A 23,364-nucleotide genomic window follows, 5' to 3' on the forward strand; every position below is an offset into this window, starting at 1 on the left:
CGGAAGGCGGCCTCGTGCTCCTCGTGGCTGGTCTTCTCGTGGAAGACGTACTCGCGCAGGGTCGGCCCGCCCGGGCGGGCCGACGGCAGGCCCACCAACACGTACGGACCTCGACGCGGGTCGGACGTCGAGCGACACCTGCGCGCAGCCGTCCGGCACTCCACAGACCCGACTCTCGGCTCCGAGCCGCCCGGATGGGCGTACGTGGAGCCAAAGACTTTTGTACGGTTCCTACAAACGGCGCCGCTTCCGGTTCGGCGGTTACAACATGGCGCCGCGGGCCGGGGGGCGGAAGGGTGATCACTGCCGGGGGTTTTCGTCCCGCGGCACGTAAACGTGGGGTCTGCCGGGGGGTCATCGGGTGTTCAGCCGTGTTGCCATCGTCAACCGGGGTGAGGCTGCTATGCGGCTCATCCACGCGGTCCGTGAGCTGGCCGCGGAGACCGGGACCCGGATCGAGACGGTGGCCTTGTTCACCGATGTCGACCGCACCGCCACCTTCGTCCGCGAGGCGGACATCGCCTACGACCTCGGTCCGGCATCCGCGCGCCCGTACCTCGACCTGAAGGTGCTGGAGCGCGCGTTGGTCGAGACCGGGGCCGACGCCGCCTGGGTGGGCTGGGGCTTCGTCGCCGAGGACCCGGCGTTCGCGGAGTTGTGCGAGAAGGTCGGGGTCACCTTCGTCGGCCCGAGCCCGGACGCGATGCGCAAGCTCGGTGACAAAATCGGCGCGAAGCTGATCGCCGAGGAGGTCGGGGTGCCGGTCGCCCCGTGGAGCCGCGGCGCGGTCGAGACCCTGGACGCGGCCGTCGCGGCCGCGGACGAGATCGGCTACCCGCTGATGCTGAAGGCGACCGCGGGCGGCGGGGGCCGCGGGATCCGGGTGATCACCAGTGCGGCGGAGCTCGCCGACGCGTACGAGCGCACCAGCCAGGAGGCGGCGCGGGCGTTCGGCAGCGGCATCGTCTTCCTGGAGCGCCTGGTCACCGGTGCCCGCCACGTCGAGGTCCAGGTGATCGCCGACGGTCAGGGCACGGCGTGGGCGCTCGGTGTCCGCGACTGCTCGGTGCAGCGGCGCAACCAGAAGGTCATCGAGGAGTCGGCGTCGCCGGTGCTCAGCCCGGCGCAGGCGGCCGAACTCAAGGCGTCGGCCGAACGGCTCGCGGTCGCGGTCGGCTACCGGGGCGCGGCCACCGTCGAGTTCCTCTACCACCCCGGCGACCAGCTGTTCGCGTTCCTCGAGGTCAACACCCGGCTGCAGGTCGAGCACCCGATCACCGAGTCCACGACCGGGTTCGACCTGGTCAAGGCGCAGCTGCACGTCGCGTCGGGCGGGCGGCTCGAGGGCGAACCACCGGTGGAGCGGGGGCACGCCATCGAGGCCCGGCTGAACGCCGAGGACCCGGACCGCGACTTCGCGCCCTCCCCCGGCCGCATCGTGCGGCTGGACCTGCCCGCCGGGCCGGGCATCCGGGTGGACACCGGCGTCAGCGAGGGCGACACCATCCCCGCCGACTTCGACTCGATGATCGCGAAGATCATCGCCTACGGTCGCGACCGCGACGAGGCGCTCGGCCGACTGCGCCGGGCGATGGCGAACACCACTGTCGTCATCGAGGGCGGCGCCACCAACAAGAGCTTCGTGCTGGACCTGCTCGACCAGCCCGAGGTGATCGACGCCAGCGCCGACACCGGCTGGATCGACCGGGTCCGCGGCGAGGGCAGGCTGGTCGCGCACCGGCACTCCGCCGTCGCGCTGGCGGCCGCGGCCATCGAGGCGTACGAGGAGGAGGAGCGCGTCGAGCGCCAGCGGCTGCTGTCGACGGCGGCCGGCGGACGCCCGCAGGTGCAGCACAAGAGCGGCCGGCCGCTCGACCTGAAGCTACGCGGCGTCGGCTACCGCACGCGGGTGGCGCGGATCGGGGCGCACCGGTTCCGCGTGGGCATCGAGACGGGCGGTGGCGTCCGCACCGCCGACGTCGAGCTCGACCGCTTCGACGGACACACCGGGCAGATCGCCGTCAACGGCACCCGGTACCGCCTGCTCACCGGGACGCACGGGCCGATCCACCTCGTCGAGGTGGACGGCGTGACGCACCGGGTCAGCCGCGACGAGGGCGGCGTCGTCCGCTCGCCGATGCCGGCGCTGGTCGTCGCCACGCCGGTGGAGATCGGCGCTGAGGTCGAGGCGGGCGCTCCGGTGCTGGTGCTGGAGGCCATGAAGATGGAGACGGTGCTGCGGGCGCCGTTCAAGGCGCGGTTGAAGGAGTGCGCCGTCTCCGTCGGCAGCCAGGTGGAGGCCGGCGCGCCGCTGCTGCGGCTGGAGCCGCTCACCGACGAGGCCGGGGAGGACACGGACGGCCCGGCCGGCGCGGCCGTCGAGCTGGACCTGCCCACCGCGCCGCAGGAGATCCCGGCTCGGGAGCGCGCCGCCCGCGGCCAGGAGGACCTGCGTGGGCTGCTGCTCGGCTTCGACGTCGACCCCCACGACGACCGCCGGGCCCTCGACGACTACCTGACCGCGCGGCAGGCCGCCACCGAGGACGGCCACCGGCCACTCGCCGAAGAGCTCGACCTCGTCAACCTCTTCGCCGACCTCGCCGAGCTGACCCGCAACCGGCCGACGGGCGAGGACAGCGTCGGCGGCCACATCCACAGCGCTCGCGAGCACTTCTACACCTACCTGCAGAGCCTCGACGTCGAGCGGGCCGGCCTGCCGAACGCGTTCCAGGTCAAGCTCGCCAAGGCGCTCGGACACTACGGTGTCACCGACCTGGAGCGCTCCCCCGAGCTCGAAGCCGCGGTGTTCCGGATCTTCCTCGCCCAGCAGCGAGCATCCGCCGACGCCACGGTCGTCGCGACGCTGCTGCGTGCGTGGCTGCGGGAGCTGCCGCCGGACGAGACGTTGCGTGAGCCCGCCGGCCTCGCCCTGGAGCGGCTGGTGGCCGCGACACAGGTCCGTTTCCCGGTGGTCGCCGACCTCGCGCGCGGCGTGGTGTTCGCCTGGTTCGCCCAGCCGCTGCTGCGCCGCAACCGTGCGCGCGTCTACGCCCAGGTCCGCAAGCACCTGCGCCACCTGGACGCGCACCCGGACGCGCCGGATCGCGGCGAGCGCATCGCCGAGATGGTACGCAGCACCGAACCGCTGGTCCGGCTGCTCGGCCAGCGGCTCGTCCACGACCACCTCGACAACGCGGTGATGCTGGAGGTGCTGACCCGGCGCTACTACGGCAACAAGGCGCTCACCAGCGTCACCACCCACCAGGTCGGCGGCTGCACCCTCGTGGTCGCCGAACGCGCGAGTTCGAGCGTGGTCTCCGCCGCGGTGCGCTTCGACGCGCTGGGCGGCGCGCTGCGCGGGCTCGCCGAGCTGGCCGGCGGCGGGGACGCCATCGACGCCGACATCTACCTCGCCTGGGAGAACCAGCCGGAGGACTTCGACGCGATGGCGGCCGCGCTGCTCGAAGCCATCAACGCGCAGCCACTGCCGCAGCAGGTCAGCCGGCTCACCGCCACCGTCGCGGGTCGCGGCGGTGCCGTCATGCACCACCACTTCACCTTCCGCCCGTCGGGCAGCGGGATGGCCGAGGAGCGGCTGATCCGCGGTCTGCACCCGTACATCGCGCAGCGGATGCAGCTGGAGCGGTTGCACAAGTTCGACCTCACCCGGCTGCCGTCCTCGGACGAGGAGGTCTACCTCTTCCAGTCCGTGGCCCGGGAGAATCCGTCCGACCAGCGCCTCGTCGCGTTCGCGCAGGTGCGCGACCTGACCGAGCTGCGTGAGCAGGACGGCCGGTTGGTCGCGCTGCCGACCACGGAGGACGCGGTCGCCGCCTGCCTCGACTCGATCCGCCGCGCGCAGTCGCGCCGCCCCTCGAACGTGCGCTTCAACACCAACCGGATCGTGATCTACGTCTGGCCGCCGAGCGAGCTGACCCGCGAGGAGATGGAGACGATCGCCAACCGGGTCCGGCCGACGACGGCGGGCGCCGGACTGGAGGAGATCCTGTTCATCGCGCGCCAGCGCGACCGTACGACCGGCGAGTTGACCAAGATCGGGGTGCGGATCACCTTCGACGCCACGGGCGGCGCCGAGCTGACCGTGGGTGAGCCGCCGGTCGAGCCGGTGGAGCCGCTCGACGACTACCGGCTGAAGGTGCTGCGCGCGAGCAGCCGCAACACCGTGTACCCGTACGAGCTGACCCGGCTGCTCGGCGACTTCGTCGAGCACGACCTGGACGACGAGCACGCGCTCGCGCCGGTCGAGCGGCCCAAGGGACGCAACACCGCCGCGATCGTCGCCGGCGTGGTCACCACGCCGACCCCGCGCCACCCGCAGGGCATCACCCGGGTCGTGCTGCTCGGTGACCCGACGAAGTCGCTCGGCGCGTTGTCGGAGCCGGAGTGCCGCCGCGTGATCGCCGCGCTGGACCTGGCCGAGCAGATGCGGGTGCCGCTGGAGTGGTACTCGTTGTCCGCCGGCGCCCGGATCTCCATGACGTCGGGCACGGAGAACATGGACTGGGTGGCCGCGGCACTCAAGCGGATCGTCGAGTTCACCCAGGCCGGCGGCGAGATCAACATCGTCGTGGCGGGCATCAACGTCGGCGCCCAGCCGTACTGGAACGCCGAGGCGACGATGCTCATGCACACCAAGGGTGTCCTGGTGATGACGCCGGATTCGGCGATGGTGCTCACCGGCAAGCAGTCGCTCGACTTCTCCGGTGGGGTGTCCGCCGAGGACAACTTCGGCATCGGCGGCTACGACCGGGTGATGGGGCCCAACGGTCAGGCGCAGTACTGGGCGCCGAACATCCCGGCCGCGCGTGACGTGCTGATGGCGCACTACGAGCACACGTACGTGGCGCCGGGCGAGCAGACGCCGCGGCGGGCGAGCACCACCGACCCGGTCGACCGGGACATCTCCGACTTCCCGCACACCGTGGCCGGCAGCGACTTCACCACGGTCGGCGAGATCTTCTCCGCGGCCGCCAACCCCGACCGCAAGAAGCCGTTCGACATCCGGACCGTGATGCGGGCGCTCGCCGACCAGGACCACGCGGTGCTGGAGCGCTGGGCGGGCATGGCCGACGCGGAGACGGCGGTGGTGCAGGACGTACACCTCGGCGGCATCCCGGTGTGCCTGCTCGGCATCGAGTCGCGTTCGGTGCCGCGGCGCGGCTTCCCGCCCACCGACGGACCGGACACCTACACCGCGGGCACGCTGTTCCCCCGGTCGTCGAAGAAGGCCGCGCGGGCGATCAACGCGGCCAGCGGCAACCGGCCGCTGGTGGTGCTGGCGAACCTGTCGGGCTTCGACGGCTCGCCCGAGTCGATGCGGAAGCTGCAACTGGAGTACGGCGCCGAGATCGGCCGCGCGATCGTGAACTTCCGTGGGCCCATCGTGTTCTGCGTGATCTCGCGATACCACGGCGGGGCGTTCGTGGTGTTCTCGAAGGCGCTGAACCCCGACATGACCGTGCTGGCGCTGGAAGGGTCGTTCGCCTCGGTGCTCGGCGGTGCTCCCGCCGCCGCTGTGGTGTTCTCCGGCGACGTCGACCGTCGTACCGCTGCCGATCCGCGCGTGCAGGAGCTGGAGGCCCGAGTCGCCGTCGCCTCCGGCACCGAGCGCGCCGCGCTGACCGCCGAACTCGGCGAGCTGCGCTCGTCGGTGCGCGCGGAGAAGCTCGGCGAGGTGGCCACGGAGTTCGACCGGGTGCACAGCATCCAGCGTGCGGTCGAGGTGGGCTCGGTCGACGCGGTGATCCGCGCCGCCGACCTGCGCCCGCGGGTCATCGAGGCCATCGAGTCGTACCTGCGTCGATCGGTCCCGCAGTCACCGCGCCAGGCGCCGTCCGGCCACATCGCGATGACCTGACGGATTCGAATCCGGCTGGCCGGGACCGCGCCGCATCGCGGCAGAGGCGCGGCCAGCCGGGTGGTCCGTTCGTCGGACCGTCAACCTTGGCGTGGGACCACCAGGCCGGATTCGTAGGCGAGGACCACGAGTTGGGCGCGGTCACGGGCGTGGAGCTTCATCATGGCCCGGTTGACATGGGTCTTGGCGGTCAGTGGGCTGATCACCATGCGTTCGGCGATCTGGTCGTTGGACAGGCCCTGCGCGAGGAGGGCAACTGTCTCACGTTCGCGGTTGGTCAGCTCTTTCAACCTCGTGCCGACGCCGGTGTGGAGCGGCTCGGTGACGTACCGGTCGATCAGCTTGCGGGTGATCGATGGTGCGAGCAGGGCGTCGCCGCGCGCGGCGACACGGATGGCGTGCAGAAAGTCTTCCGGCTGGATGTCCTTGACGAGGAATCCGGCGGCGCCGGCGCGCAGCGCATGGAAGACGTGTTCGTCGAGGCCGTAGTTGGTCAGGATGACGACGTGCACCCCCGCCAGGGTCGGATCCGCGGCGATGCGCCGGGTCGCCTCGATGCCGTCCATGACCGGCATCTGGATGTCGATGAGCGCGATGTCGGGCAGGTGTTCCTTCGCCAGCGCCAGGCCCTCCTCGCCGTCGGCGGCCTCGGCCACCACCTCGATGTCGTCCTCGACGTCGAGGAGCGCACGGAAACCGCTGCGCAGGAGCGGCTGGTCGTCGACGAGCAGGACCCGGATCATGATGCCGGGCCGAAGGGCAGTTCGGCGTGGACGGTGAAGCCGCCCTCGTTGCGTGGCTCCGCGCGTAGGCGACCGCCGAGAGCGGTGACTCGTTCGCGCATCCCGAGCAGCCCGACGCCGGGCATCGGGGCGGTGTCCGGCATGGCCTTCCCGTCGTCGTCGACGCGGATCGCGAGGGCGTCCGGACGGTAGTCGATCCGGACCGACGCGGTAGCGGCGGCGGCGTGACGCGCGATGTTGGTGAGGGACTCCTGGACGATCCGGTAGGCGGTGCGGTCCACCGCTGCCGGTACGTCGTGTCGTCGTCCTTCGATCGTCAACGTCGCCTCCAGGCCGGTGGTACGGGCGCGCTCCACCAGTTCCGGGAGATGGTCGAGCCCATGCGACGGCGTCTCGCCGTCGTCGCGCAGCGCCTCCAGCGTCGCTCGCAGCTCCCGGGTCGCCTCGCGACCGGCGTCCCGGATCGCCAGGAGGGCCTCCGGCACCGGTTCACCCCGCTTGCGGGCGAGGTGGACGGCCACTTCGGCCTGCACCTTGATGATCGAGATCTGGTGGGTGAGCGAATCGTGCAACTCCCGCGCGATGTGCAGCCGTTCCTCGTCGGCGCGGCGCCGCGCGGTCTCCTCCCTCGTACGCTCGGCTTCGTCCGCCCGCCGCTCGGCCTGCCGCAACGCCTCACCCGCCGCACCGGCGGCGACCAACCAGGCCAGTTCGAGGACGCCCCGGGCCCGGGCGAGCGCCTCGCCGACCGGCATGTCCGGTGGCAGGGCGAGCGCCGCGAGCGGGAGTGCGGCCAGCATCATCACAGCCGCCACGACCGTGACGACACGATGGCCCGCACGCACGGCGGCGTACACGGCGAACAGGAACGCGACGGCGGGCACCTCGAAGCCGACCGCCTGGTAGCCGACCGCGCACACGCCGGTGGCGGCCAGGACGGGAACCGGAGCGCGGCGGCGCGCGGCCAGCGCCAGGCCGCCGGCCACCAGCAGCACGTAGCCCAGTGGATCGGCATCGGTGGCGGAACGGTTCTCGGACAGCCCGGCGACCAACAGCACCGCCGCCACGCAGACGGCGATCGCCCAATCTCTGACACCGGCCCGAACCTCGGGCCGTCCTGTGCTCATGCGCGCACCTTAGCCGGATGGGGCGACGGGCGACTCCTGCTGGCGGATGAGCGGCCGGCTACCGCGAACGCAGTACCGGCGCGGCAGCTACGGCATCCGCAGCAGCCGGATGTGCCACCGGCGGCAGCGCGAACTGCATCCGCCTGCCGGACGACCGGGGGCCCCGGCCGGCGACACGATCAGGCAACACCCGCACCTCGAGATCGAGACGACGAAAGAGGAGAAGGAGTCATGAGCTCATCAGGAATCCTGAGGTCGGTTCGACTGGTGCCCACCGCCGTCGCGGCCGCGCTGCTCGGCGGCTTCGGGCTCGCCGCACCGGCAGCCGCGCACGTCGCGGGGCAACCCGCCGCCGCCAGCGTCTACACCATGAGCGCTGGGCGACTCGGCGCAAGTGTCGCCGCCCTGCTGGGGCTGACCGGGGTGATCGTCGGCGGGCTGGCTCTGGTCCGTCCCACCAGCCGTATCGGCACCGACAGCGGCCGGCTCGGAGCATCCGTGGCCCTGGCGGCGGGGCTGGTCGGCGTGACCCTCGGCGGTCTGGTCGTCGCCACCTCCGACAGCGGCATCGGCACCGGGAACGGGCGAGGTGGCGCCTACGTGGCCCTGGTGGTGGGGCTGTTCGCCATGGTTGTCGGTGGGCTGGCGCTGGCCCGTTCCCGCCGTTACCGGATGGGCAACTGACCGGCCTGGCGCGGTCAGTGCCCGTGTTGCGGCTCGTGCCGGCCTCGGGTGGACCGACGCGCGGTGCGGCGAGCCCGGCGAACGCCGCCCGCGTGACCCGGAGGGAGTGGGCGACGCAGGGCCGGATGCTGCCCGTGGCGAATTGCCACGGGCAGCAACACCGCCGCGACGGCCGGCCGCGCCGGCAGGGCTGGGCCATGTTGCCGGCCATGGCTGGCGGTAGGCGACGTGGTCGGTCGGCGTCCACATCGGCCGCCGGGCAGGATGCCCGAGCCCGGCGGGTACGGAAGCGGAGGAGATGGCCGCTCTGCGCACTCTTGTTGGCGGTCCCGTGCTCGGCCGGGCCGACGATGGTGTTCATCGGCGCCACGGGTACGCCACGAGCCGACGTGATGGTGCCGCTGGTGGCCGGCACGGTGCTGGTCGCGTGGGGCATCTTCTACCTGACCCGCGTGCTGCCGATCTCGAAGCAGGAGCTGATCGACGCCAGACGACGCTGGTGGATAGTCCGCAACGACTAGCCGCCCGCGACCGGGTCGGGAACGCCGCGGGGGACCCCGGACCAGCGTCCCCGGTCAGCTCACGGTCACGCCCGCTTCAGCAGGGTGAGGATCTCGGCTCCGTCGTCGGTGATGGCGATGGTGTGCTCACTGTGTGCCGTCCGGCAGCCCGTCGCGCTTCGGAGTGTCCAGCCGTCGGCATCGGTGACGAGCTCGGCGGTGTCCGCCATGATCCAGGGCTCCAGTGCCAGCAGCAGCCCGGGACGCAGCTTGTATCCGCGGCCGGGCCGCCCCTTGTTCGGGACGTGCGGGTCCTGGTGCATCGTCGATCCGACGCCGTGACCGCCGAACTCGGTGTTGATCAGATATCCCGCCTCGCTGAGGACCGAGCCGATGGCGTGGGAGATGTCACCGAGGTGAGCTCCGGGGCCCGCCGCGGCTATCCCCGCGCTCAGTGCGCGCTCGGTAGCGTCGATCAGCGCGACGCTCTCCGGGGACGTCACGTCGCCCACGACGAAGCTGATCGCGGAGTCAGCGACCACTCCCCCGAGGGAGACAGCGAGGTCGAGCGTCAACAGGTCGCCGTCGGCGAGTGGGTAGTCGTACGGCCGCCCGTGGAGCACGGCGTCGTTGACTGACGTGCAGATGTAGTGACCGAACGGTCCGCGGCCGAAGGGCGGCTCGTAGTCGACGTAGCAGGACTGCGCGCCGGCCTCGATGATCATGGCTTGGGCCCAGCGGTCGATGTCCAAGAGGTTGGTGCCGACCGTGCTGCGGCTCTTCAGGTTCTGCAGGATGCCGGCGACCAGGGCGCCGGTGTCCCGCGCGCGCGCCAGGTCTGTGGGGTCAAAGATCTCGATCATGCGGCACCCTTACTCGTACAGCCAATAAGTATCCCGGTCATATTATCCCGGTACTAGAATCGGAACCATGGTCAGGTTGCCGCTCAGTCCTGAAGAGGTCGAGCGCGGACAGCGCCTCGGCGCTCTCCTGCGTCGAGCCAGGGGCGAGCGTTCGATGCTCGTCACCGCGCTGGAGGCAGGTGTCTCGCCGGAGACGCTTCGGAAGATCGAGTCCGGTCGCGTAGCCACCCCTGCCTTCCCGACCATCGCCGCCATCGCCGACGTCCTCGGTCTCTCCCTCGACGCGGTCTGGTCGGAGATCAACCGACCGGACGGCGGGGTCGTGATCGCGAGATCAGGTCGCACCGCGGGCGCGCGGTTGGCCTCGTAGGTCTCGGCCCCGCGGCTGCCTTCAGAGCCAGCCGTTCGCCCTGGCGCTGAGCGCCGCCTCGATCCGGTTACGGGTACCGGTCTTGCCGATCGCCGCCGAGAGGTAGTTGCGTACGGTGCTCTCGGACAGGTGCAGGCGGGCGGCGATGTCCGCGATCGTGGCGCCGTCCGCGGCCGCCGCCAGAACGTGCCGCTCCCGGTCGGTGAGCGGGTTCGGGCCGGCTGACAGCGCCGCCGCCGCGAGCGCCGGGTCGATCACCCGCTCGCCGGCCAGCACTCGCCGGACGGCCACCGCGAGGTCCTCGACCGGACCGTCCTTGACCAGGAAACCGGCCGCGCCGGCCTCCATCGCCCGGCGGAGATAGCCCGGCCGGCCGAACGTGGTGAGGATCAGCACCCGGCACCGGGGCAGCTTCTCCCGCAGCGTCGCCGCGGTGTCCAGGCCACTGCCGTCGGGCATCTCGATGTCCAACAACGCCACGTCGGGTCGGAGTCTCAGGGCGGCCGCCACCGCCTCGGCGGTGGTTCCGACCTCGGCCACCACCTCGATGTCCGGTTCGAGGTTCAACAGCAGGGCCAACGCGCCACGCATCATGCCCTGGTCCTCGGCGAGCAACAGGCGGATCATCCGGCCACCCCCTCGGCCTGTCGCGCGGGGACCCGGGCGGTGAGCAGCAGGCCGCCGTCGCGTGCCGGTCCGACGTGCAGGGTCCCGCCCGCCTGCTCGAGCCGCTCGGTGAGGCCACGCAGGCCGTTGCCCGGCTCCGGCCGACCGCCCACCCCGTCGTCGCGGACGGTCAGCACCGACCCGTGGGCGTCGCTGCTGACCTCGATGTCGCACCGCGAAGCCCGGCTGTGCCGCAGCACGTTCGTGACCCCCTCGCGAAGCACCCAGCGGAACGCGTCGTCGGCCTCGACGTCGAGCGGGTGCCCGGTCGCTCGTACCGTGACCGCGATGCCGACGTCGGACAGGGCGTTGCGGGCGTTGTCCAGTTCCCGGTCGAAGCCGTGCTCGCGGTAGCCGGTGACCGCCTCGCGGACCTCGGCGAGCGCGGTGCGTCCGATCCGCTCGATGTCGGCCGCCTCGGCCGCGGCCCGGGCGGGGTCGGCAGGGGCGAGCCGGCGCACCACCTCCGCCTTCACCACCACCAGCGACAGCGTGTGGCCGAGCAGGTCGTGCAGGTCCTTGGCGAACCGGAGCCGTTCCCGCTCCACCACCGTGCGGGCCAGCTCCCGCTGGGTACGGCGAAGCTCGTCCACGAGACGGGCCACCCGGGCGAAGGCCAGTGTCATGGCACCCGCGAGCAGCGTGATCAGCGCTATCTGCGCGATGTCGTCCGTCGCCAGCCGGCGCGCCGCCCCGATCACCAGCACCGCCGCGACGCTGCCGCCGACCCAACCGAACCCCCAGCTCGTCCGGATCAGCCCCACCGCGCCTGCGGAACACACGTACATCAGCAGGGCCAGCCAGCCCGCCGGGTCACCGGCGTACGCGGCGGCGAGCCCGATCCCCAGCAGCGCGAGCAGGACCAACCCGGTGTGGTGCAGGGCCGGCCGGACGGGCAGGTCCGCCACGGGCACCGCCACCAGCGCGAGATAGAGCAGCGCGAAGGCGGCCAACCCGACAGCTGCCACGGGCGCGTGGTGGATCTGTCCACGGGTGATCGCGGAGGCCGGTGGCAGGAGCAGCCACAGCCACAACGTGTGGGCTGCCACGAGCACGAGCCCGCGACGCCGCCGGCTGCGGTCGACGGAGCTCGTGGCATGCGTGGCACGGCGCATCACGGCCACCCTAGCGACAGTCAACGATGTGCGGTCGAGCGCCGGTAGGCCCACGCCGCGAGGGTGGCGAAGAGGACGGTCCACACCGTGAGCACGCCGAGTCCGGACGGGGTGGGCGCGAGGCCGGCGACCGACCGCCAGCCGAGTTCGGCGTACCGGTAGGTCGGCAGGGCGTGCCCCAGGTGCCGCAGCGCGTCCGGGAAGTACGTCACCGGCACCAGCAGTCCACCGAGCACCGACAGGCCGAGGAAGGCCAGGAAGTTGACCGGTTGGGCGAGCTGCGGGGCGAGGCCGTACCCGATGGCGAGGCCGAGCAGGGCGAACGGCACCGTGCCGGCCCACATCAGCAGCAGCAGCGCGATCCACCGGCCGGCGCTGAGCTCGACGTGGTGCTGGATCCGCCCGGTGATGCCTACCGCGATCACGGAAGGCACTCCGCTGAGCGTACTGACCAGGGCCTTCGCGGCGACCGCCTGCCACGGTGGCAGCGGGGTGACGCGGAGTTGGGACAGCCAACCCACCGCGCGTTCCTGGGAGACCAGGGAGCCCACCGAGAGCACGCCGGCCACGGCGCCGTACCCGGCCAGCCCGACCATGAGGGCGACCGTGGCGTCCACGCCCTCCAGCTGGTCGCTGCCACCGGCCAGCTCGGAGAAGATCAGGTACGTGACCACCGGGCCCAGGACACTGAACAACGTGAGGCGGGGGTCGCGGGCCAGCCGGCGCAGCTCGAACCACAGGTAGGCGCGCATCTCAATGCTCCGATCCGATGGCCGTGAGGGTGAGGAAGGCGGCCTCCAGCGCGGCGGAGACCTCGAGGTTGCGGAAGCCGCGACCGGCGGCCAGCGCGAGGACTGTGGCGTCGGCGTCGTCGGTGGTGAGCACCACCCGGTCGCCGCGGACCTGCACCGATCGGACACCGGGCAACAGCTCCAGTCCCTCCGGTGCCGCACCGGCGGCGTCGAAGGCGACGGTACGGCCACCGGCCAGGGCACGGATCTGCGCGGGCGGCCCGTCGGCGACCACCCGACCTGCGGCGAGCACCACGACCCGGTCGGCGAACTCGTCCGCCTCATGCAGCTGATGGGTGGTGAACACGACGGTGCGACCCTCGGCCGCGTACCGGTGGATGGCGGACCAGAACGCCTGCCGGGCGGCGACGTCCATGGCTGCCGTCGGTTCGTCGAGGACCAGCAGGTCCGGGGCACCGGCCAGCGCGAACGCGAACCGGGCGCGTTGTGCCTCGCCGCCGGAGAGCTTGTCCAGCCGGCGGCCGGCCCGGTCGGCCAACCCGGCCATGGCGAGGATCCGGTCGGTGGCCAACGGGCGCGGGTATAGCGCCCGGGCCAGCTCGACGACCTCCCGGACGGTGGCGGTGGGCACGACCCCGGAGTCCTGGAGCATCGCGCCGACCCGGCCGGCCCGGACCGCCTCGGTGGGGGTCCGGCCGAACAGGGCCACGGTGCCCGCGTCGGGCTGGGTGAGGCCGAGCATCATCGAGATCGCGGTCGTCTTGCCCGCGCCGTTGGGCCCGAGCAGGGCGAGGGTGGTGCCCCGCGCGACGGCCAGGTCGAGGCCGTCGACGGCTCGCACGGGTCCGAACCGGCGGGTGAGTCCGGTGAGACGTACGACGATGTCATCCATGCCCGCCACGCTACGAACGCACGGCGGACGCCGGCAGAGCCGCCGGTACGCGGCTGGCCGGGACAAATGTCCTGGGCCGCCTCGTCAGACCGCCGACGTGGCACCCGGTCGTTGTATCCCTTGGCGTTAGCCGGAGTTCTGCAACTGCTGGGCTCGTCGATGATCGGGGCTTCGGAATGCGGGTCCGCTGCCCGATGATCGGTGCATGAACGCGGCAACGTGGCGGTTGGCGGGTCGAGCGTTTCCCGGTCCGGTGGTTCTGGCGGTGTGGGTGCTGGTGACGGTGCCGGCCCCGCTGATCTTCTTCGAGGGGACTCACCGGTGGGAAGAGGACCAGAAGGTTTCGACGGCTCTGTGGTGGACCGTGGTCGCAGTGCCAGGGCTCGCTGCGGTGGTGGCAGCGAAGTGGACCTGGTGCACCGGTCGGCGTCGCACCGCCTCGGCCATGCTGGCGTCTGTGGTCGCGGCCACGCTGATCAGCGCGGTGTTCGTGGGCGCAACGATGGCTGTCTACCGGTGGGTTATTCCGCTCGATGGTGCGGCTCAGTGGCGGAGCGTTCTGTTCGGCAGCGTTCCGTCGGCGATCTGCGGTGCTGCGGTAGGCCACATGTTCGGACTAGGCCGCGTGCGCCGCAGCCAAGTGCCGACTCGACGGGGCTACGTCATTGGCGGAGTCGCCGCCATGGTGGGTGCCCTGCTCGCGCAGACGACGGTGCAGCTTGGCGCGGAGGGCAGCAGCGTGTGGTCCGGCTTCCCGCAGTACGGCACGGTGGCGCCGCATGCGGCCACGGTCGGTGAGCTGGGAGAGTTGAGGCTGCCGGAGGCAGGCCAGTATGCGATCTTCGCGGTCGGCTTCTCACCAAGCAACCCTGACTGCCAGGTCACCGGCGCCGACCGGGCCGTCGTGCCGGCGAAGTTGGTCACCATCGCACCTGGCGACTACGGCGGCGACGCGGCCAGCTATACCTGGGTCGCTTCCTTCGACGTTCCCGTGCCCGGTACCTATTCGCTGTCGTGTCAGACCTCTGACCAGGAGGCGACGTACACCGTCGGAGAGGTCCCGCAGATCCGCGGGGCGGTGGGTTCGCTGATCCACTGGCCGCTGGTCGCGATCTGGTTCTTCGGCGCCATTCCTGGTCTGCTGATCATCGCGGAAACCGTCCGAAGACGTATCAGGCGCCACTCACCGCCGGTTGCGTGGCTGGAGCGATGACCGTTCGTGATCGGCGAACGATCTGGCCGCGTAGCCGATCGCGGCTGGGGCCTGGGCGGGGCGCCGAGGACCGATGCCCGGTGCGGGAGAGCCACCCGCCGGGATCGCTCCGGTGTCTCCCGAGCCTGCCCCGGGCGGCCTCCGGTCGAGGGCCTCAGCGGCAAGGAGCGTCGCCTTCGTTCCGGCCGCACGTCGCCAGGCTGCACCACCGGCGCATTCCGCTCTCGTCGAGGAACAGCCACCCGCACCTCTCGTCGGGACAGACCCGGATGGTCGAGCGGCGGGGGTCACTGAGCAGCTCGGCGGCGCTCCAGGCGACGGCGTGCACCGGCAGCCGGAGACCGGCGGCCAGGTCGGCCCTCCAGCGTCCCCGGCCGTCGGCGTCGCGCCGAAACACCAGTGTTCTCGCGGCGGCCTCCGCGTGGCGGGCCACCGCGTCGAACGCTGATCGGTCGTCGGGATTGGTGAGGCAGGCGTAGAGCCGGGTGCGCAGAGCGCGGGCGTTCTCGAGCTCCGCGGCGGCGGTGCCGGGCTCGCGCAGAGCGAGTTCGGTCAGCCGGCTGACCGTGGCGTGATCGGCCAGCCCCAGGTGCCCCGTCCAGACCGCCAGTGTGCGGTACGCGCGGAGCCACTCCGAGCCGGGCAGCGGCGGATGGTGTCCCCAGCCGGCGAAGGTGTTGCAGAACTCCAGCGCCGGGTGGCCACCGACGCTCCACGGGAGGCTCTCCTCATGGACTCGGACCTCGTACACCGGTCGGTTCGGCCGGTCGAGGCGATGGTCGTCGCGCAGGATCCGCCGGTGTACCTCCCGCAGACGCATGCCGGGCTCGACGCCCAACTCCTCGATCAGCTTCTGCCGGGTCACCCGGTACAGCCCCAACGCCTCCGCCTGCCGCCCGCCCCGGTACAGCGCGGTCATCAAGGTGCCGACCAGTTCTTCGCGGGTCGGGTGTCGGGCGACGAGTGGCGTCAACTCGTTGATCACCTCACGGTGGCGATCGAGAACCAGTTGTGCCTCGGCCCGCAGTTCGAGGCTGGTGAGCCGGAGCTCCTCGATCGGGCCGTACAGCCGGTCGCGCAGCTCCCCGTCGGCCGTGTCGGCGAGCAGGGGACCCCGCCAGAGCGCCAACGCCCGGTCGAGCAGGCCCACCCGCTCCGCCGGATCGGCGCTGCCGCTCGCCTTGTGTGCGAGCAGGCTGAACTCCTCGACGTCGACGTGGTGCCCACGCTCGATCAGGTAGCCGTCCCCACCGGTGCGGATCTGGACCCCATACGGCGCCAGCGACGCGCGGAGCCGTCCGATGTAGGTGTGGACTGCGCCGCGTGCCGACGCGGGCGGGCGCCCGTGCCACAGCAGGTCGATGAGGCGGTCGGTGGTGACCAGATGCCCCAGGTCGAGCAGGAGGACGGCGAGAATGCAACGCTCCTGCCGCCGGCTGCCGAGCTCGACACGCTGACCGTCCTGGCACGCCTCGAACGGTCCGAGTAGTCGGAACTCCATGGTGGCCGCACCTCCTCCGCGCTCACGTCGGGCGGTCGAGCCCGGTAAGCCGTTGGTGAGTGATCGTACGGAGACAGCCGCGAGCGGACGGCTCGGCCGGCAGGGCACGGTCAGGATGTGGTCAGCGAAGCCGATGACGCTGATCAGGCCCAATCGCCGAACAGCGTGGAGTAAGCATGATCAGGAAGTTGATCCTCGGATTGGTCTCGGCCACGGCCGTGGTCGGCGTGAGCCTGTCCGCCTCCGTCCCCGCCGTCGCCGGCGGCGCCGGACACGGAGGCTGGGTGCCGGCGCCGCAAGAGGCGTTCGAGCAGCCGGCCGGAGCGCGATGCGACTTCGCCGTCCGCGTCCAGCCCGTCGAGGACGAGGTCCGCAAGCTGGTGCTGGCGGAGTACCCGGACGGTTCACCTCGGCGGGAGTTGTACACCGGCACGCTCGTGGACGAGGTGACCAACCTCGACACCGGGGCCGTCACGAGGGTGGACGCGAGCGGCACGTCGCTCGTCGAATACGCCCCGGACGGCTCGATGACCTGGTACGTGACCGGGCCCGTACTGCTCGGCTTCCGCGAGAACGCCGGCTCCCTGCCGCGTGGCATCTGGATCGTCGACGGCGTGTACGTCGTCGAATTCGACCCGACCTACGTTTACAAGACCATCACGCTGGTGCACGGCAGCACCCACAACGTCTGCACCGACGTGGACTAGAAGTCCCGGTCGCGGCGAGCCGAGAGCCAGGAGATCAGCCACCCGGTGGCAGGCCTGGTCGGGCCAGCGCATACCGCACCGGATGCGCTGGCCCGACCAGGCCAGGACGCCTATCGCGAGAGCAGCAGCGGGGCCAGGGTGCGCAGCTGCGGCAGCAGCTCCTCCGGCCCGTCCACGAGGGGCTGGACGCAGACGTGGTCCGCGCCGGCGGCGTGGTGCGCCCGGACCCGCTCCGCCACCGTCTCCGGGTCGCCCCACGGCACGAGCGCGTCGACCAGGGCATCGCTGCCGGCACCGGCCAGGTCCTCCTCGGCCCAGCCGAGCTCCCTCAGGTTGTTCACATAGTTAGGCAGGGTCAGATACCACGACGTGTACCGCCGAGCCTTCTCCCGGGCCGATTCGGGATCGGTGTCCAGCACGACGGCCTGCTCAGGGGCCAGCACCGGCTCCGGCCCGAGGATCTCTCGGGCGCGCGCGGTGTGCTCCGGCGTCACGAAGTAGGGGTGCGCGCCCGCGCTACGCCGTGCCGCCAGCTCCAGCATCCCGGGGCGCAGTGCGGCCAGCACCCGCGGGGCCCGCTGCGGCAGCGGCGCCGCGTACTCGGTCTCGTCCATCGCGTCGAGGTAGGAGCGCATGGCCGCGAGCGGCCGCCCGTAGTCGTGGCCACGCGACGAAACCAGCGGCGCGTGACTCACCCCGAGGCCGAGCAGGAACCGTCCGTCGTACGCCTCGGCCAGCGCGTTGGCGCCGTTCGCGGCGGCGGTGGCATCACGGACCCAGATGTTGGCGATGCCGGTGGCCACCACGAGGCGCCGGGTGGCACCGAGCAGGATCGCCGAGTGGACGAGCGCCTCCTTGTACCTCGCCGTCTCCCCCACCCAGAGCGCGCCGTAGCCCAACTCCTCCACCTCGGCCGCCACGGTGCGGCCGAACTCGGCTGACTGCCCGCCGAGGACCCCCGTCCACACCCCGATCGGACCGATCCGCCGCTTCACCTCGGCCGGGTCGACGTCGCCGGACCGCTGTACCTGAGCCATGGCATCTCCTCGCGCAACACAGATGATCGCCACCCCGACGCTATCTCCCCGGACGGCTGCATCGAGGCGTGATCGTCAGCACGACGTCACCGGATCACGGGTCACGCCCAGGGCAACCGACCCTGCGGCGGGGGTCACCGGCACGCTCAGGCGGTCGAAGGTGCCAGCCCGGGGCGGACGACAAAAACAAAAGGCAAGGAGATCTGACTCCCTGCCACTTCTAACGTATACCGCACAGGGGGGCTTGCGGCAAGACCCTGGTGTTGCCGCAGAATCGGCGGCCGGACCAGCGCCGACGAGGAAATGCGGGGGCACGACGTGGGTGTGTTGTCGACGTACGGGAGACGCGACGACCTCGAACCGTTGACGAGTTCGGCGCTGCGGTTGCGGGCGCTCGACGCGGAGGTGCCGCAATGAGCGTGCGGTACGTGTTGGATCTTCAAGAGGTCGACGAGACACAGATTTCGGCGGTCGGCGGCAAGGCCGCGCACCTGGGCGGGCTGTCGCGGATCGAAGGCATCCGCGTGCCGGCTGGCTTCTGCGTGACGACGGCCGCCTTCCAGCGGATCATGGCGGCAGTACCGTCGATCGACGATCGGCTCGATCAGCTGTCGCGCCTGGACCCGGACGACCGGGACGCGATCCGTACGTTCAGCGCGGAGATCCGCCGGACCATCGAAGAGGTGGCCATACCGGACGGTCTGGCGGCGGCGATCACCCGCGCGCTCGCCCAGCTCGGCGAGGAAGCCGGCTACGCCGTGCGGTCCAGCGCGACGGCAGAGGACCTGCCGGCGGCCTCCTTCGCCGGCCAGCAGGACACGTACCTGAACGTTGTGGGCCCGGCGGCGGTCCTCCGGCACGTCAGCCGGTGCTGGGCGTCGCTGTTCACCGAGCGGGCCGTGACCTACCGGCTGCGCAACGGCATCGACCACCGGACGGTCGACATGGCCGTGGTCGTGCAGCAGATGGTCTTCCCGGCCGCGGCCGGCATCCTGTTCACCGCCGACCCCGTCACCGGCAACCGGAAGGTCGCCACCGTGGACGCCAGCTTCGGCCTCGGCGAAGCCCTGGTCTCCGGCCTGGTGAACCCGGACGTCATCCGGGTGCGCGACGGCGAGATCGTCGCCAGGACCGTCGCCGCCAAACAACGTGCCGTCCACGCCCTGCCCGGCGGCGGGACGCGCGAAGTGACGATCGACCTCGAGCGGCGGGAACAACCGGCGTTGACGGATGCGCAGGCCATTCGGCTCGTGCAGCTCGGGCGGCGGATCGAGGCGCATTTCGGCCGCCCGCAGGACATCGAATGGTGCCTGGTCGACGACGACTTCCAGATCGTGCAGAGCCGGCCGATCACCACACTGTTCCCCGTCCCCGCGGTCGATGACCGGGAGAACCACGTCTATCTCTCCGTCGGTCATCAGCAGATGATGACCGACGCCATGAAACCACTGGGCGTCTCCGTGTGGCAGCTGACGGCCATGGCGCCGATGCTCGAGGCCGGCGGGAGGCTGTTCGTCGACGCCACCCGGCACCTGGCCTCGCCCGCGAGCCGCGCCGCTTTCCTGGAGATGGTGGGCAGGGGCGATCCGCTGACCGGGAACGCGCTGGAGACCGTCCTCGACCGGCACGACTTCGTCCCGACGCTCCCGGCAACCGCTCCGGGCCGACCGCCGGTTGGCGCGACGGCCGCTCCGATCGAGACCGATCCGGCCATCGTCACCGACCTGATCGAGCGCAGTCAGGCCTCCATCGCCGCGCTGCGGCGCGACATCCGGACGAAGACCGGACCGGCGCTGTTCGACTTCCTGCTGGAGGCCTTCCAGGAGCACAAGCGGGTCCTCAGCGATCCGTTGAGCATGCAGGCGATCATGGCGGGGATGGAGGCCACCTGGTGGCTCAACGACCGGCTGCAGGAATGCCTGGGCGAGCGGAACGCCGCCGACACCCTCACGCTGTCCGCCCCCGGTAACGTCACGTCGGAGATGGGACTGGCGCTGCTCGACGTCGCGGACGTGATCCGCCCCCACCCAGAGGTGGTGGCATTCCTGCGGGACGTGGCGGACGAGGGGTTCCTGGACGAGTTGCCGAAGCTCGCGGGCGGGACCGAGGCGCGCGACGCCATCGAGGCCTACCTCGACCGGTACGGCATGCGCTGCGTCGGCGAGATCGACATCACGAGGCCGCGCTGGAGCGAGCGACCCAGCACGCTCGTCCCCCTGATCCTCGACAACATCAAGCTCTTCGAGCCGGGTGCAGCCGCGCGGCGCTTCGAGCAAGGACGGCGGCAGGCGCAGGAGAAGGAACAGGACGTACTCGCACGCTTGCGGGTGCTGCCGGACGGGCAGCAGAAGGCCGACGAGACCAAGCGGATGATCGACCGGGTCCGGACCTTCATCGGCTACCGCGAGTACCCGAAGTACGGCATCGTCAGCCGCTACTTCGTCTACAAGCAGGCCCTGCTGGAAGAGGCCGAGCGCCTGGTGCGGACCGGCGTGCTCGCTGAGAAGGAGGACATCTTCTACCTCACGTTCCAGGAGCTCCACGACGTCGTGCGCTCGAACAGGGCGGACGACAGGCTCATCCAGCAGCGCAAGGACGCGTTCCGGACGTACCAGGCGCTCACGCCGCCGCGGGTGCTGACATCGGAGGGCGAGGCCATCACCGGGGCGTACCGGCGCGACGACGTGCCGACCGGCGCCCTGATCGGCATACCGGTCTCCGCCGGGACCGTCGAAGGACGCGCCCGCGTCATCCTGGACATGGCTCAGGCCGACCTCGAACCGGGCGACATCCTCGTCACGGCCCACACGGACCCGAGCTGGACGCCCCTCTTCGTCGGCATCGCAGGCCTGGTGACCGAGGTCGGCGGATCGATGACCCACGGCGCGGTGATCGCCCGGGAGTACGGCCTGCCGGCTGTCGTCGGCGTGCTGGATGCCACCCGGCTGATTCCCGATGGGCAGCGGATCCGCGTACACGGAAGCGACGGGTACGTCGAGCTCCTGCCTTGACCGTCCACTCTCCGAGGAGGCCGGCCGACTCGACGGCAGGCCGCCGCGTGCCGGTGATCCTCGGTGAGGAGGAGGGCCACCACGGCGAGAAGTGGCCCGGCGGACCGGCGGGATCGACGTGCTCCCGGTAGCGTCGGTCGCATCTGGGTGGTGATCGGCGAGCAGCGTGGCCTGTCGCGGATGCCGTAGAGCGGCCGGCCCAGTTCGAGCACATGGCGGAGGTGACCCGCCAGAGCCCGGGCTTCGTCCGGGGCTGGTGGGGAGCGGACGACGCCGGGGCTGATCCACACACGGGCCGAGCCTCGCGCGCCCGGTCTCGGCCCGTTACCGCTCGCGTTCGATCCGCCGGCTCGGCCCCCGGCCCACGACGGCAGCGTCGGTCAGCGTGATCTCCCGCCCCGGCCACCGGGACCGCAGCCGCCGATCGTGGCTGGCGAGGACGATCGCGCCCGGCCCCGAACCCAGCGCGTCCTCCAACTCGTCGCAAAGCCGCGGCGAGAGGTGGTTCGTCGGCTCGTCCAGCAGCAGCAGCTCCGGCGGGTCGGCGACGAGCATCGCCAGCGCGAGCCGGCGACGCTGACCGACGGAGAGCGCCGCCACCGGCCGGTCGAGGTCAGCGGACGCCAGCAGGCCGAGCGAGGAGAGCGGCACCGCCTCGGCGCGTTCCGGCCCGACTGTTGCTGCGAACATCTCGCGCGCGGACCGGTGGGAGTCCTCGAAGAGGGTGTCCTGAGTCAGCAGGCCGACGCGAAGCCCCGGCCGCCGTCGGACGGCCCCGTCGACGACCAGACCCCCGGCCAGGACCGCGAGGAGGGTGGACTTGCCCGCGCCGTTCGGCCCGCTGACCAGTAGGCGGTCGGTCGCCGTGACGTCGAGCCGGTCGAGCCGGAGCCGGCCGGGCACGACTACCCGCCGTACCGCGACCACGATCTCGTCGTCACCGTCACCGTCACCGTCACCGCCACCGGCGGCCAGGACGGGCGCGTGGAAACGCAGCGGTTCAGGTGGCGCCGTGACCTGGTGGCGTTCGAGCGTCTCGAGCCGGCGAGTGGCATCCCGGACCCGGCGGGAGATCTGGTTCTGCACGCGGCCCGCGGTGTGCCCGTACCCCATCTTCTCGTTGTCGCGAGGAGCGCGGCCGTGGGCGACCTCGTGCCCGGTCACCGCGGCGGCCAGGCGAAGCTCGGTGAGTTGCTGCTGTTCCTCGTCGTAGCGGCGGCGCCAGCGTTCGGCCTCGGCGTGCTTCGTCGCCAGGTACGCCGTGTAGTTGCCGCCGAAGCGGACCGGCCCCTCCACCGCCGGATCCAGGTCGAGCAGGTCGGTACAGACCGCGTCGAGGAACGCCCGGTCGTGCGTGGCCACCACCAGCACACCGGGCATCGCGCGCAGATGTTCCTCGCAGAAGGCCGCCGCCGCGTCGTCGAGGTGATTGGTGGGCTCGTCGAGCAGCAGCGCCGCCGGACGGCGGATCAGCAGCGCGGCCAGCGCCAGCCGGCCCCGTTGACCGCCGGAGAGGGTGGCCAGTGTCCGGTCGTGCGGGATCCCGTCGACTCCGAGCCCGGCGAGCACCGTGAGGGCACGCCGGTCGGCGTCCCAGGCGTCGCGGTCCTGCGCCCGCTCCAGCGTCTCGCCGTACCGCGCCAGCAGCTGGGCGTGTTCCTCGGTGTCCTCGGGCGCGGACGCCAACGCGTCGCCGAGCCGGTCCAGGGCGGCGAGGTCCTCGCGGGCTTCACGCGTCGCGTCCGCGAGGACCGTGGCGACGGTCGCGGTAGGCGTGAAGGGTAGTTCCTGGTGCAGGAAGCCGAGATCCGGCGGGCGGGTGACGGTGCCGCCGTCCGGCTCGTCCAGGCCGGCCAGGATCCGCAGCAGGGTGGTCTTGCCGGTGCCGTTCTCGCCGATGAGCCCGATCCGATGCCCGGGCGCGGCGGTCAGGGAGATCCCGTCGAGCACGCGGCGGGTGCCCCGGATGCGGATGAGGTCATGGGCGATCAGCGCGGGTCGCTGCCCGTGAGACATGGAGATCCTCGGAGAAGGTGAGATCCGGGCGCGCGTACGCACCCGTTCGGAGCAGGGCATGACGACGGTGGCCGCGTCGACGGCGCGATCACGCGCGCGTCGGCGGCCGATCCGGGCTCTCACCCGGAGATGTCGTCGTCACCTGCCACGTCTGCTCCCATCTCCGGCGACTGGCGAAAGGATAGCCCAGCGGCCGGCACCTGGCTCCCGCGAAGCGGATCAGGTACGACATCCGGGCCGGTCACGCGCACGAGGTGTACGTGGTCGATCACCTTCGCCGATTCCGCGA

17 protein-coding genes are annotated in these 23,364 nt (G+C 71.6%); 7 read left to right on the forward strand and 10 right to left on the reverse strand.

Translation table 11 applies throughout. The annotated features are described in order from the left end of the window. Nucleotides 1-361 precede the first annotated feature (361 nt). Nucleotides 362-5,878: a carboxyl transferase domain-containing protein gene (locus AB0F98_RS12570; protein WP_357733147.1), complete on the forward strand. Its 5,517-nt coding sequence runs from the start codon at nt 362-364 to the stop codon at nt 5,876-5,878. An 80-nt stretch (nt 5,879-5,958) separates the two neighbouring features. Here the strand turns inward: AB0F98_RS12570 and AB0F98_RS12575 are convergent, their stop codons facing one another. After that, on the reverse strand, nt 5,959-6,621 hold the full coding sequence (locus tag AB0F98_RS12575) for a response regulator transcription factor (protein ID WP_357733150.1): 663 nt from the start codon (nt 6,619-6,621) through the stop codon (nt 5,959-5,961). Continuing rightward, a complete protein-coding gene (locus tag AB0F98_RS12580) occupies nt 6,618-7,748 on the reverse strand; it encodes a histidine kinase (RefSeq protein ID WP_357733153.1) in 1,131 nt (376 codons plus the stop codon). Before AB0F98_RS12580 ends, AB0F98_RS12575 begins: the two co-directional genes overlap by 4 nt. Before the next feature lie 231 nt (nt 7,749-7,979). Here AB0F98_RS12580 and AB0F98_RS12585 point away from each other — a divergent pair, with 231 nt between their 5' ends. Continuing rightward, on the forward strand, nt 7,980-8,432 hold the full coding sequence (locus tag AB0F98_RS12585; protein WP_357733156.1) for a DUF6223 family protein: 453 nt from the start codon (nt 7,980-7,982) through the stop codon (nt 8,430-8,432). A gap of 350 nt (nt 8,433-8,782) precedes the next feature. Further along, nucleotides 8,783-8,953 (forward strand): hypothetical protein, encoded by a 171-nt coding sequence (locus AB0F98_RS12590; RefSeq protein ID WP_357733158.1) that lies wholly within the window; start codon nt 8,783-8,785, stop codon nt 8,951-8,953. A gap of 65 nt (nt 8,954-9,018) precedes the next feature. Here the strand turns inward: AB0F98_RS12590 and map are convergent, their stop codons facing one another. Further along, nucleotides 9,019-9,795, reverse strand: coding sequence for a type I methionyl aminopeptidase (gene map / locus AB0F98_RS12595; protein WP_357733161.1), 777 nt, complete (start codon nt 9,793-9,795; stop codon nt 9,019-9,021). Nucleotides 9,796-9,862: 67 nt separating this feature from the next. Here map and AB0F98_RS12600 point away from each other — a divergent pair, with 67 nt between their 5' ends. Further along, nucleotides 9,863-10,165 (forward strand): helix-turn-helix transcriptional regulator, encoded by a 303-nt coding sequence (locus AB0F98_RS12600; protein WP_357733164.1) that lies wholly within the window; start codon nt 9,863-9,865, stop codon nt 10,163-10,165. 21 nt (nt 10,166-10,186) lie between these two features. Here AB0F98_RS12600 and AB0F98_RS12605 read toward each other — a convergent pair whose 3' ends face one another. From AB0F98_RS12605 to AB0F98_RS12620, 4 genes are read right to left on the reverse strand one after another with little or no spacing between them, the layout of a single operon-like run. Continuing rightward, nucleotides 10,187-10,792, reverse strand: a complete 606-nt coding sequence (locus AB0F98_RS12605) for a response regulator transcription factor (protein WP_357733167.1) — start codon at nt 10,790-10,792, stop codon at nt 10,187-10,189. Continuing rightward, complete coding sequence (locus AB0F98_RS12610) at nt 10,789-11,946, reverse strand: histidine kinase (protein WP_357733169.1); 1,158 nt, start codon at nt 11,944-11,946, stop codon at nt 10,789-10,791. The genes AB0F98_RS12605 and AB0F98_RS12610 overlap by 4 nt, the downstream gene beginning before the upstream one ends. 20 nt (nt 11,947-11,966) lie before the next feature. Next, nucleotides 11,967-12,698 (reverse strand): ABC transporter permease, encoded by a 732-nt coding sequence (locus AB0F98_RS12615; RefSeq protein ID WP_357733172.1) that lies wholly within the window; start codon nt 12,696-12,698, stop codon nt 11,967-11,969. Between the two features lies 1 nt (nt 12,699). Beyond that, on the reverse strand, nt 12,700-13,590 hold the full coding sequence (locus AB0F98_RS12620) for an ABC transporter ATP-binding protein (protein WP_357733175.1): 891 nt from the start codon (nt 13,588-13,590) through the stop codon (nt 12,700-12,702). Between the two features lie 205 nt (nt 13,591-13,795). On the opposite strand from AB0F98_RS12620, the gene AB0F98_RS12625 reads away from it, so the two are divergent. Beyond that, entirely contained in the window at nt 13,796-14,803 is a 1,008-nt protein-coding gene (locus tag AB0F98_RS12625) for a hypothetical protein (RefSeq protein WP_357733178.1), read from the forward strand. A gap of 154 nt (nt 14,804-14,957) precedes the next feature. Here AB0F98_RS12625 and AB0F98_RS12630 read toward each other — a convergent pair whose 3' ends face one another. After that, on the reverse strand, nt 14,958-16,304 hold the full coding sequence (locus AB0F98_RS12630) for a BTAD domain-containing putative transcriptional regulator (RefSeq protein WP_357733181.1): 1,347 nt from the start codon (nt 16,302-16,304) through the stop codon (nt 14,958-14,960). A 176-nt stretch (nt 16,305-16,480) separates the two neighbouring features. Between AB0F98_RS12630 and AB0F98_RS12635 the strand changes: the two genes are divergently transcribed. Beyond that, nucleotides 16,481-17,011 carry a hypothetical protein gene (locus tag AB0F98_RS12635; protein ID WP_357733184.1) on the forward strand — a complete coding sequence of 177 codons (531 nt, stop codon included), beginning with the start codon at nt 16,481-16,483 and terminating at the stop codon, nt 17,009-17,011. A 110-nt stretch (nt 17,012-17,121) separates the two neighbouring features. On the opposite strand, the gene AB0F98_RS12640 is transcribed toward AB0F98_RS12635, so the two are convergent. Then, complete coding sequence (locus tag AB0F98_RS12640) at nt 17,122-18,048, reverse strand: LLM class F420-dependent oxidoreductase (RefSeq protein WP_357733187.1); 927 nt, start codon at nt 18,046-18,048, stop codon at nt 17,122-17,124. A gap of 413 nt (nt 18,049-18,461) precedes the next feature. On the opposite strand from AB0F98_RS12640, the gene rph reads away from it, so the two are divergent. Then, nucleotides 18,462-21,059, forward strand: a complete 2,598-nt coding sequence (gene rph / locus AB0F98_RS12645) for a rifamycin-inactivating phosphotransferase (RefSeq protein WP_357733190.1) — start codon at nt 18,462-18,464, stop codon at nt 21,057-21,059. A 324-nt stretch (nt 21,060-21,383) separates the two neighbouring features. On the opposite strand, the gene AB0F98_RS12650 is transcribed toward rph, so the two are convergent. Then, nucleotides 21,384-23,075 carry an ABC-F family ATP-binding cassette domain-containing protein gene (locus AB0F98_RS12650; RefSeq protein ID WP_357733193.1) on the reverse strand — a complete coding sequence of 564 codons (1,692 nt, stop codon included), beginning with the start codon at nt 23,073-23,075 and terminating at the stop codon, nt 21,384-21,386. Nucleotides 23,076-23,364: the final 289 nt, after the last annotated feature.

Origin of the sequence: Micromonospora sp. NPDC023737 (assembly GCF_040639715.1) — a bacterium.
Lineage (GTDB): Bacteria > Actinomycetota > Actinomycetes > Mycobacteriales > Micromonosporaceae > Micromonospora.

Bases quoted from the DNA above. Each gene is read 5' to 3' on its own strand.
- AB0F98_RS12575 (WP_357733150.1), bottom strand. From the start codon at position 6,621: ATGATCCGGGTCCTGCTCGTCGACGACCAGCCGCTCCTGCGCAGCGGT.
- AB0F98_RS12580 (WP_357733153.1), bottom strand. From the start codon at position 7,748: ATGAGCACAGGACGGCCCGAGGTTCGGGCCGGTGTCAGAGATTGGGCG.
- AB0F98_RS12585 (WP_357733156.1), top strand. From the start codon at position 7,980: ATGAGCTCATCAGGAATCCTGAGGTCGGTTCGACTGGTGCCCACCGCC.
- AB0F98_RS12590 (WP_357733158.1), top strand. From the start codon at position 8,783: ATGGTGTTCATCGGCGCCACGGGTACGCCACGAGCCGACGTGATGGTG.
- map (WP_357733161.1), bottom strand. From the start codon at position 9,795: ATGATCGAGATCTTTGACCCCACAGACCTGGCGCGCGCGCGGGACACC.
- AB0F98_RS12600 (WP_357733164.1), top strand. From the start codon at position 9,863: ATGGTCAGGTTGCCGCTCAGTCCTGAAGAGGTCGAGCGCGGACAGCGC.
- AB0F98_RS12605 (WP_357733167.1), bottom strand. From the start codon at position 10,792: ATGATCCGCCTGTTGCTCGCCGAGGACCAGGGCATGATGCGTGGCGCG.
- AB0F98_RS12610 (WP_357733169.1), bottom strand. From the start codon at position 11,946: ATGCGCCGTGCCACGCATGCCACGAGCTCCGTCGACCGCAGCCGGCGG.
- AB0F98_RS12615 (WP_357733172.1), bottom strand. From the start codon at position 12,698: ATGCGCGCCTACCTGTGGTTCGAGCTGCGCCGGCTGGCCCGCGACCCC.
- AB0F98_RS12620 (WP_357733175.1), bottom strand. From the start codon at position 13,590: ATGGATGACATCGTCGTACGTCTCACCGGACTCACCCGCCGGTTCGGA.
- AB0F98_RS12625 (WP_357733178.1), top strand. From the start codon at position 13,796: ATGAACGCGGCAACGTGGCGGTTGGCGGGTCGAGCGTTTCCCGGTCCG.
- AB0F98_RS12630 (WP_357733181.1), bottom strand. From the start codon at position 16,304: ATGGAGTTCCGACTACTCGGACCGTTCGAGGCGTGCCAGGACGGTCAG.
- AB0F98_RS12635 (WP_357733184.1), top strand. From the start codon at position 16,481: ATGATCAGGAAGTTGATCCTCGGATTGGTCTCGGCCACGGCCGTGGTC.
- AB0F98_RS12640 (WP_357733187.1), bottom strand. From the start codon at position 18,048: ATGGCTCAGGTACAGCGGTCCGGCGACGTCGACCCGGCCGAGGTGAAG.
- rph (WP_357733190.1), top strand. From the start codon at position 18,462: ATGAGCGTGCGGTACGTGTTGGATCTTCAAGAGGTCGACGAGACACAG.
- AB0F98_RS12650 (WP_357733193.1), bottom strand. From the start codon at position 23,075: ATGTCTCACGGGCAGCGACCCGCGCTGATCGCCCATGACCTCATCCGC.